We start from the raw sequence: 9735 nt of genomic DNA on the forward strand, positions 1-9735 counted from the left end.
TACCCATGAAACGCAACACGATCCTGATCGGCTCCCTGGCCACCCTGATGCTCGCCGGCACCACAGCGCAGGCCGCCGACGACCGCCTGGCAACGGACCGCCTCGACGAGGCGCTGGAGCAGGGTGCGACCTTCGGCTTCCAGCACTACCAGGAGATTGAGGCCAAGGGCCGCGACAGCGTCGAGATCGAAGGCTGGCTCGATGGCGAATGGCAGGCCGACGTGCGTCTGTCGCTGGAGAACGGCGAGACCCTAGAGGAGCAGCGCAAGCGCCGCGGGGGCGATGCCTGGGGCATGAGCGAGGACGATGTCCGCATGGCCATGGAAGCGGCGACGGCCGAGGGCCTGGCCGAGTTCGAGGAGATCCAGGTCGACCGCGATGGCCGCATCGAGATCGAAGGGCGCGACGCCGATGGTCGCGAGATCGAGGTGAGAACCCGGCAGGGCGAGAGCGGCGTGGTCGAGGTAGAGCGCGACTGAGCCTACCGCCGGGGGCCCGCCCCGGCACTGCTCTCGCTACGCAAGCGAGCAACCAGACGCACGGGGCCCGGCGCGGAATACGCGGCGGGCCCCCGTGCTTCAGGGCAGGCTGCCCCAGACCCCTTCCAGCACTTCCCGTGCCTCCTGGATTAGCATGTCGTCGCTGCGATCGCGGCGCCAGATGAAGCACAGCGCACAAGGTAGGCGCACGCCGTCGACGACCACCAGGCCGCGTTCCTGACGCTCGGCCATGGCCAGCGCGTCGCGAGCCAGGCTCAGGCCCACGCCTGCACGCACCAGGTCGAGCATGCAGGCTTCCTGGTCCACCTGGGCAACGCCGTTGGGGGTGAGGCCCAACGGATCGAGGACGCCATGCAGCAGACGATGATGGGCGGAGTCCGGCGGCGTGACGATCCAGGGCAGGGTAGCCAGGTTCGGCCAGTCGGTCCGCTCCAGACGGCTGCCCCAACCCGATGGGGCGACGATATGGTAATGAAAGTGGGTCAGCTCGCAGTAGTCGATCTCGTGGGCCTCCGGCCCGGGTCCTACACCGGGCGGAGCGAGAAAGAAGCCGACATCGAGCGTGTCGCGCCGCACCCGCTCCAGGACGCTGCCGCTCATGCCGTGCTGCAATTCGGTCTCGAGCTGCGGCGCACGCTCCACCAGGCGGTGCAGGAACGCCCCCAGGCGGATGAACTCGGGGTCGACGATAGTACCGATGCGCAGCCGACCATGCAGGGTGCTGTGCAGGGCGCGTGCGTTCTGTTCGAAGGCGGCCAGGGCGGCCAGCGCGCGCTCTGCCGCCGGCAGCAGGGCGTGGCCATCGGCGGTCAGAGCCAGGCCCTGGGGGCGGCGACGGAACAGTGTCAGCCCCAACCCTTCCTGCAGGTGCTTCAGCTTGAGACTGACGGCGGGCTGGGTCAGGTGCAGCCGCTCGGCGGCTCGGGAGACGCTACCCTCGCGAGCGACGGTGACGAAGGCGCGCAGGGTCTGGGGATCGTGCATGGCGGCCTGCCGGGGTGGTTGGGATTGGCTGAGTGATATTGGCTGAACTTATATCTGGCTTTTGAATTTCTCAATTGATCTCGCTCTTCGGCACGGTAGGCTAGAAGAACAGATAACCGTGCCGGTTCGTCACAATGGCGTATGGCGCGTCCTGACAGCGAATCCGCCAACGACAAGATGAGATACCGATGACTCAGAACGCGATTTCACATTATATCGATGGGCAAATGACGGCTGGCGAATCCGGTCGCTCGCAGGAAGTCTACAACCCCGCCACCGGGCAGGTTTCCGGCCGGGTGGCGCTGGCCTCCCGCCGCGATGTCGACACGGCGGTCTCCGCCGCCAAGTCTGCTTTCCCGAGCTGGGCCGACACGCCGCCGATTCGTCGCGCGCGGGTGTTGTTCAAGTTCCTCGAGCTGATCAACGCCCACAAGGATGAGCTGGCGCGGGCCATCACGCTGGAGCATGGCAAGGTCTTCACCGACGCCCAGGGCGAGGTGGCACGCGGCATCGATATCGTCGAGTTCGCCTGCGGCATCCCGCAGCTGCTCAAGGGCGACTACACCGAACAGGTCAGCGGCGGCATCGACAACTGGACCGTGCGCCAACCGCTGGGCGTGGTGGCCGGCATCACGCCGTTCAACTTCCCGGCCATGGTACCGATGTGGATGTTCCCGGTGGCCATTGCCGCCGGCAACACCTTCATTCTCAAGCCGAGCCCCACCGACCCCAGCGCATCGCTGCTGATCGCCGACCTGCTCAAGCAGGCCGGGCTGCCCGACGGCGTGTTCAACGTGGTGCAGGGTGACAAGGAAGCCGTCGAGGCGCTGATCGAGCACCCCGACGTACAGGCGCTCTCCTTCGTCGGCTCCACGCCGATCGCCAATCGGATCTACGAAAACGGCGCCCGTCACGGCAAGCGGGTGCAGGCTCTGGGCGGGGCCAAGAACCATATGGTCGTCATGCCCGATGCCGACCTCGACAAGGCCGTCGATGCCCTGATCGGCGCCGCCTACGGCAGTGCCGGCGAGCGCTGCATGGCGATCAGCGTGGCGGTGCTGGTGGGTGACGTGGCCGACAAGATCGTGCCGAGGCTGGCCGAGCGTGCCCGGGCGCTGAAGATCAAGAACGGTCTCGAACTCGACGCCGAGATGGGCCCGATCGTGACCGCTCAGGCTCACCAGCGCATCACCGGTTATATCGAGAAGGGCGTGGCCGAGGGCGCCGAACTGGTGGTCGACGGCCGGGACTTCGACGTCGCCACCGCCGGCGACGACTGTGCCGAAGGCTTCTGGATGGGCGGCTCGCTGTTCGACCGCGTCACGCCGGAAATGACGATCTACAAGGAAGAAATCTTCGGCCCGGTGCTGGCCTGCGTGCGGGTGCCCGACGTGGCCACCGCGATCCAACTGATCAACGACCACGAGTTCGGCAACGGTGTGAGCTGCTTCACCGAGAGCGGCAGCGTGGCCCGGGAATTCGGTCGTCGCATCCAGGTGGGCATGGTCGGTATCAACGTGCCGATTCCGGTGCCCATGGCGTGGCACGGCTTCGGCGGCTGGAAGCGTTCGCTGTTCGGCGACACCCACGCCTACGGCGAAGAGGGCGTGCGCTTCTATACCAAGCAGAAGTCGATCATGCAGCGCTGGTCCGACTCGATCAATGCCGGTGCAGAATTCGCCATGCCGACCCATAAGTAACCTGGAAACTGGCTGCGCTCGGCCATACTGCGTTAAAAATCAGCTTAAAGTACTCATTTACAACAGTAAACTCCGTCTTTTTGCCGATTTTTGCCTTGTCTGACCTTCGCTCGCCGACTTTCCAGATCCGGCAAAGTGTAGCCATACCAACCACTACAATAACCGGCACGGCCTGTCGCAAGCAGGCCGGGAGAGCACGCCATGGCAGAGCAGGAATTCGACTACATCGTGGTGGGCGCCGGCACCGCCGGCTGCTTGCTGGCCAACCGCCTCAGCGCCGACCCGGCCAACCGGGTACTGCTGATCGAGGCGGGCGGACGCGACAACTACCACTGGGTGCACATCCCGGTGGGCTACCTCTACTGCATTAACAACCCGCGTACCGACTGGTGCTTCAAGACCGAGCCCGATAAGGGCCTAAACGGGCGCTCGCTGATCTATCCCCGGGGCAAGACCCTGGGCGGCTGCTCGAGCATCAACGGCATGCTCTACATCCGCGGTCAGGCGCGCGATTACGATGGTTGGGCCGAGGCGGTGGGCGACGATGCCTGGCGCTGGGAGAACTGCCTGCCCGATTTCATCAAGCACGAAGATCACTATCGCCTCGATGCAAACGGCGAAGCCGATGCCGCCCATCGTGACTACCACGGCCACGGTGGCGAATGGCGGGTGGAGAAACAACGGCTCAAGTGGGAAGTGCTTGACGACTTCGCCGAGGCAGCGGTGCAGGCGGGGATTCCGCGCACCTTCGACTTCAACCGCGGCGATAACGAGGGCGTCGACTATTTCGAGGTCAACCAGCGCAACGGCTGGCGCTGGAACGCGGCCAAGGCCTTCCTGCGCCCGGTGTGCGAGAAGCGCGGCAATTTCACCCTGTGGCACTCCTCCCAAGTGCACCGTCTGCTGTTCGAGCCGGGCAGTGAAGGGCGGCCTCGCGCCATCGGCGTCGAGCTCGAGCGCGACGGCACCGTCACACAGGTGCGGGCGAAGCGGGAGGTGATCTTGGCCGCCGGCGCCATCGGCTCGCCGCAACTGTTGCAGCTCTCCGGCATCGGTCCGTCGGGGTTGCTGGCCGAGCACGATATTCCGCTGGTCCACGAATTGCCGGGGGTGGGGGAAAACTTGCAGGATCACTTGCAGATCCGCTCGGTCTATCGCGTCACCGGCGCCAAGACGCTGAATACCCTGGCGGCCTCCTGGCTGGGCAAGGCGGCGATCGGCATGGAATATCTGCTGCGCCGTACCGGTCCCATGAGCATGGCACCATCGCAGCTGTGCGCCTTCACTCGCAGCAGCAAGAAGTACGAACACCCCAATATCGAGTATCACGTCCAGCCGCTGAGCCTGGAGGCCTTCGGCCAGCCGCTGCACGACTATCCGGCCATCACTGCCAGTGTGTGCAACCTCAACCCCACCAGCCGCGGCAGCGTACGCATCAAGAATCGCGATCCGCGTGAGGCCCCGGCCATCGCGCCCAACTACTTGAGCACCGAGGAGGATCGCCGCGTGGCGGCGGATTCGCTGCGAGTCACCCGGCGCATTGCCGAGCAGCCGGCCTTCGCCAAGTACCACCCGGAGGAGGTCAAGCCCGGCGTGCAGTACCAGAGCGACGAGGACCTGGCGCGGCTCGCCGGCGATATCGGCACGACCATCTTTCACCCGGTGGGCACGGCCAAGATGGGCCGCGCCGACGATCCCATGGCGGTGGTGGACGCGCGTCTGCGCGTGCATGGCGTCGAGGGGCTGCGGGTGGTGGATGCCAGCATCATGCCGACCATCACCAGTGGCAACACCAACTCGCCGACACTGATGATTGCCGAGAAGGCGGCGGGCTGGATTCTTGGTGGGCGGTAAGATCCACGTCACATAAGTAAAATAGTATTGACGTGGGAGCTCGAAAGCGGCAAGATGCGTGCAGTTGGTTAGCAAGTCGAACATCGCAAGTGGTCATCGAAACGCTCACAGCGTCGAGATTTCCCGGTGCAAGTTTCTTGTTTTACCCACTGCTACTCGGGTATCTCCCCGGAAAATCAATGCTGTTTGAGGAATTCGATAATGGCAACTGGCACTGTTAAGTGGTTCAACGACACTAAAGGCTTCGGCTTCATCTCTCCGGACGACAACGGCGACGACCTGTTCGCTCACTTCTCCGAGATTCAGGCTGACGGCTTCAAGACTCTGCAGGACGGTCAGAAGGTCTCCTTCGACGTCACTCAGGGCAAGAAAGGCCTTCAGGCCTCCAACATCAAGGTCATCGGCTAAGCCTCAGGCTCCGATTCTTGATGCGCCTAACGGCAAATGAGAGGGCCCGCGAAAGCGGGCCCTTTTCGTTGTGGGCTTGTCAGGCGCGTCGGGTCGATCGCTACGCCGATCGTTCCGTCATTCACGTATCCCTTGTGCCAAACCTCCTCCTTCCAGGTCGCTAGCCCTTCCTCCGACCAGCTAAGTCCCCTACAAGCACTGGTTCTCTTAGGCCACGAAGCCCTCCTAAAGGCCTCAAGGCCCCGAGGCCCCACACACCAGGCCGCTCAGGCTTGGATTGCCGCCTTATATTCCATTAAATTATTTCAGAATTTCCAAAAATAACTTTTTAGCATAAGATTCGACGTTCACAATAGCGTCTCTTCGTCGTGTTCGGACACCGCTATGTCACTGGATGCCTGGCTCTCCCTTTCCGTCGTTCTCGCCGCATTCCCATTGATGGCTTTTTCGCGCCTGGGCCCCGATATCGTCCTGCTGGGGGCGGTGATCGTGCTGCTCACGCTGGGCGTGATCGAGCCGTCGCAGGCGCTCGGCGGTTTCTCCAGCACGGGCCTGTTCACGGTGGCCTTCATGTACGTGCTGGTGGCGAGCATTCGCGAGACCGGCGGTATCGACCTGATCATTCGCTACGTGCTGGGCCGACCACGTGGCGAGAGCGGTGCGCTGGCTCGACTGCTGCTTCCGGTGGCCGCCCTCAGCGGGTTTCTCAACAACACGCCCATCGTCGCCACCTACATCCCCGCGGTGCTCAGCTGGAGCCGGCGCCTGCGGCTGCCGGCCCAGCGCTTGCTGATGCCGCTTAGTTTCGCCTCCATTCTCGGAGGCACCATTACCCTGTTCGGCACCAGCACCAACTTGGTGGTGCACGGCCTGCTGCTCGAACGCCATCCCGAACTGGCCATGGGGCTGTTCGACATCGCCTGGGTAGGGGTGCCGGTGGCCGTGGTCGGGCTGCTCTACCTGATGCTGCTGGGGCCGCGCCTGCTGCCGGTACGTCGCGACGTGGGCACCGCCTTCGAGAACCCGCGCGAATACACCATCGAGATGGAGGTGGACCCCGCGGGGCCGCTGGTCAATCGCACTGTGGAGGAGGCCGGGCTGCGCCACCTGCGCGAGCTCTTCCTGGTCGAGATCGAGCGCGACGGCAACGTGGTCAGCGTGGTGGGCCCTGGGGAACGGCTCAAGGGAGGCGATCGCCTAGTCTTTGCCGGTACCAGCGATGGCGCGGTGGAGCTGCAACAGATCCGTGGCCTGATGCCGTCGCGTCACGGCGAATCGAGCCTGGAGAAGGATTTCAAGGAGCGCCGCCTGGTGGAGGCCGTGGTCTCCGACCAGTGCCAGTTCGTCGGCCAGCGCATCCGCGACGGCCACTTCCGCACCCTCTACGGTGCCGCCGTGCTGGCGGTGTGTCGCGGCGGCGAGCGGGTCGCCGGCAACCTGGGCCAGGTGCGCCTGCAGCCGGCCGACGTGCTGCTGCTGGAAGCACGCCCGCCCTTCATCGAGCGTCACCGACAGTCACGCGACTTCCTGCTGATCAGCCAGCTCAACGGCCAGGCGCGGCCGATTCACGAGAAGGCCCCGCTGGCCTGGGGCATCCTGCTCGGCGTGGTGGCGCTGGCCAGCTTCGGGGTGATGAGCATGATGAATGCCGCCATGCTGGGCGCGGCGCTGGCACTGATCACTGGCTGCTGCTCGGTGGGGGCGGCCAAGCGTGGGCTCGATACCCAAGTGCTGCTGACCATTGCCGCCTCCTTCGGGCTCGGCGCCGCGCTGGAGGCGTCGGGGGCGGCGGCCACGCTCTCCGGGCTGGCCCTTGGACTCGCTGACGGCGATCCCTGGCTGCTGTTGATCGGCACCTACCTGCTGGTGGCGCTGCTTACCGAGCTGGTGACCAACAATGCCGCCGCCGTGATCACCTTCCCTGTGGTAATGGCCAGCGCCGAGAGTCTCGGTGTAAATCCCATGCCGTTCGTGGTGGTGGTGATGTTCGCCGCCTCGGCGAGCTTCCTCACGCCGATCGGCTACCAGACCAACCTGATGGTGCATGGTCCCGGTGGCTACCGCTTCTCCGACTTCCTGCGTGTCGGTGGGCTGCTCAACGTGCTCACGGCCGCCGTGGCACTGCCGCTGATCCCGTTGATCTGGCCCTTCTAGCAGGCTGTCGGGCTTGACCGATCGTTGCGAGAAAGTCTGATTTCGCGGCAAGTTCATCGATCTGACGAGGCGAATAGCGAGCGATTTAACCAATCAGATCTAATGAACATGGCCGGAAGCCCGGATTTCGCATTTGATCAGCGTAAGTCCGACAGCCTGCCAGAGACGGCATCTCGCCGTCGGTCGCGGTTTGCGGTAGGGTGACGGCTTTCGCGATCCACCAGTACGGAAGCAACGCCCATGAGCGATCCCGGTGAACTGATCATCGAACCGAAGAGCGGCCGTTCGGCCGATGCCTGCGTCTTCATCCTTCACGGGTTGGGCGCCGACGGCCGCGATTTCGAGCCCTTGGTACCGGCACTGCCGCTGAAGGCCGGCCTCGACGTGCGCTTCATCCTGCCCCATGCGCCGCGGTTGCCGGTCACCATCAACGGCGGCATGGTGATGCCGGCTTGGTACGACATCCACGAGATGAGCCTCGATCGGCGTGTCGACACGGCGCAGCTGGTGGCCTCCGCCGAGCGCATCCAGGCGCTGGTGAGCGAGCAGATCGAGCTCGGCATCGACAGCCGCCGCATCATTCTCGCCGGTTTCTCCCAAGGCGGTGCCGTGGCCTACCAGGCGGCACTGTCGTTCGATGCCCCATTGGGCGGGTTACTGGCCCTGTCGACCTATTTCGCCACCGCCGACACCATTACCCTGGCCGATGCCAACAGTGAACTGCCGATCGAAATCCATCATGGCTCCTATGATCCGGTGGTGCCGGAGTCGCTGGGCAAGGCTGCCCATCAGCGCCTGAAGACGCTGGGCTACCCGGTCGAGTATCGCAGCTATCCCATGGCGCATGCGGTGTGCCCCCAGCAGATCGGCGACATCGCCAAGTGGCTGAATGCCCGACTGAGCTGAACGTCATGTCCAGCCTCGTTCGGGCGTAGCCGTTACGACCTTGAACTCGGGCCGGTTGCGACCCAAGGTAGAGAGGTAAGCCACTAGCCAATCAGCACCCTAGTCAATCAGCACTTATTCAATCAGCACAAGGAGCCTGTGATGATGCCCGACATTTCCGAGGATATCCGCCTCCCCGTGGCATGCCCCAGCTGCGGCAGCCATCTCTATCGCGTATCCAAGGTGCACAACCCGGACGACAAGGTCTACTGTGCCTCCTGCAAGCGGTTTATGTGCCTTTATCACGAAGCGCAAACCATGCTCGAGCACGGTCCGGGCGACGAACTCGAAGCCATGATCGAAGAGGTCGTCAACCGCAATCATCACTAAGAGGGCGGCAGGATGCCGTCGCTCATGGGGATACTGCTGGTCGTCTGCCTGCTGCTGCTGGGTGCGCTGACCCTGTTCAACCGGCATCTGGTACGGGCCTGTACTTGGTTCGTGTTGTTTGCCCTGACCGTATCGTTCGCCTGGTGGTGGATGGGGTTTCCCTGGCTGGCGCTGATCGAGCTGCTGCTCGGCGCGGTGTTGACCGGTGCCTTTCTCTTTCATGCGCTGGGTGTCGGCCCCGCCGCCAGGAGACCGCAAGGGATGCTGGCACGCTGGCACGACCATCCTCCGCCTCGCGGACGTGCACTGATGCGCCTGCTGCCGGCGTTGGCAATGCTCGCCATGCTAGGGCTCGCGCTGGATGACTTGGCCGAGGGCAGCGGCTCGGCGGCGCTCTGGTCCGGCGGGCTGGGACTGCTCGGCCTGGGGCTGTGGGCCTTCGTCCTGCATCGTCACTTGATTCGTCGCCTGCTGGGATTCAACGTCATCGGGACCGGTATCTTCCTGATCCTGATATCCCTGACCGGTGAAGCCGAGCGAGCGGCTGCGCACGGGCTGGTCATCACGGGCTTGGTCGTGGCCATGCTGGGCACCGCACTCGGTGCGTTGCTGATCCGTCGCCTCGAGGCGTTGGAAGCCCGGCACGGCAGGCAGCATGCCGCCGGCGGGCACGCCATATGATCGAACGCCTGGGTCTGGCGAGCGCTGTGCTGCCCGCCCAGGCGGAGGAACTGGCGGCGCTGGGCGGCGTTCTCGGGCTGCCGTTGCTGCTCGGCCTGTTCGGTGCGCTGGCCCGTCCCGCTCGCGGCTGGTCGGTGGCGGTGGCTGGTACGCTGCCGCTGCTGGCGCTGGGCTGGCTC

At 64.5% G+C, this 9735-nt stretch carries 9 protein-coding genes and 1 pseudogene; 9 read left to right on the forward strand and 1 reads right to left on the reverse strand.

Features of this window, described 5'->3' with window-relative positions; translation table 11 throughout:
• Positions 1-5: 5 nt before the first annotated feature.
• The gene (locus CYJ07_RS17350) at positions 6-479 is read left to right on the forward strand and encodes a PepSY domain-containing protein (protein WP_104204980.1); all 474 of its coding nucleotides are present in this window, start codon (positions 6-8) and stop codon (positions 477-479) included.
• A gap of 99 nt (positions 480-578) precedes the next feature.
• On the opposite strand, the gene CYJ07_RS17355 is transcribed toward CYJ07_RS17350, so the two are convergent.
• Positions 579-1484 (reverse strand): LysR family transcriptional regulator, encoded by a 906-nt coding sequence (locus CYJ07_RS17355; RefSeq protein WP_104204981.1) that lies wholly within the window; start codon positions 1482-1484, stop codon positions 579-581.
• Positions 1485-1672: 188 nt separating this feature from the next.
• Between CYJ07_RS17355 and CYJ07_RS17360 the strand changes: the two genes are divergently transcribed.
• The 8 genes and pseudogenes from CYJ07_RS17360 to CYJ07_RS17395 form a co-directional block, all read left to right on the forward strand.
• A complete protein-coding gene (locus CYJ07_RS17360) occupies positions 1673-3184 on the forward strand; it encodes a CoA-acylating methylmalonate-semialdehyde dehydrogenase (protein WP_104204982.1) in 1512 nt (503 codons plus the stop codon).
• 201 nt (positions 3185-3385) lie between these two features.
• Positions 3386-5038, forward strand: a complete 1653-nt coding sequence (locus CYJ07_RS17365; protein ID WP_104204983.1) for a GMC family oxidoreductase — start codon at positions 3386-3388, stop codon at positions 5036-5038.
• A 201-nt stretch (positions 5039-5239) separates the two neighbouring features.
• The gene (locus CYJ07_RS17370) at positions 5240-5446 is read left to right on the forward strand and encodes a cold-shock protein (RefSeq protein ID WP_010629501.1); all 207 of its coding nucleotides are present in this window, start codon (positions 5240-5242) and stop codon (positions 5444-5446) included.
• Between the two features lie 384 nt (positions 5447-5830).
• A complete protein-coding gene (locus CYJ07_RS17375; RefSeq protein WP_104204984.1) occupies positions 5831-7600 on the forward strand; it encodes an SLC13 family permease in 1770 nt (589 codons plus the stop codon).
• Between the two features lie 240 nt (positions 7601-7840).
• Complete coding sequence (locus tag CYJ07_RS17380; RefSeq protein ID WP_104204985.1) at positions 7841-8506, forward strand: alpha/beta hydrolase; 666 nt, start codon at positions 7841-7843, stop codon at positions 8504-8506.
• A gap of 141 nt (positions 8507-8647) precedes the next feature.
• Entirely contained in the window at positions 8648-8875 is a 228-nt protein-coding gene (locus CYJ07_RS17385) for a hypothetical protein (RefSeq protein ID WP_104204986.1), read from the forward strand.
• Between the two features lie 12 nt (positions 8876-8887).
• Positions 8888-9556: an NADH-quinone oxidoreductase subunit K gene (locus CYJ07_RS20485; protein ID WP_197038417.1), complete on the forward strand. Its 669-nt coding sequence runs from the start codon at positions 8888-8890 to the stop codon at positions 9554-9556.
• Positions 9553-9735: pseudogene (locus CYJ07_RS17395) on the forward strand (hypothetical protein); the annotation flags it as partial. The gene CYJ07_RS20485 and the pseudogene CYJ07_RS17395, both read left to right, overlap by 4 nt.

The sequence above is a fragment of the Billgrantia saliphila genome (assembly GCF_002930105.1).
Classification (GTDB): Bacteria; Pseudomonadota; Gammaproteobacteria; order Pseudomonadales; family Halomonadaceae; genus Halomonas; species Halomonas saliphila.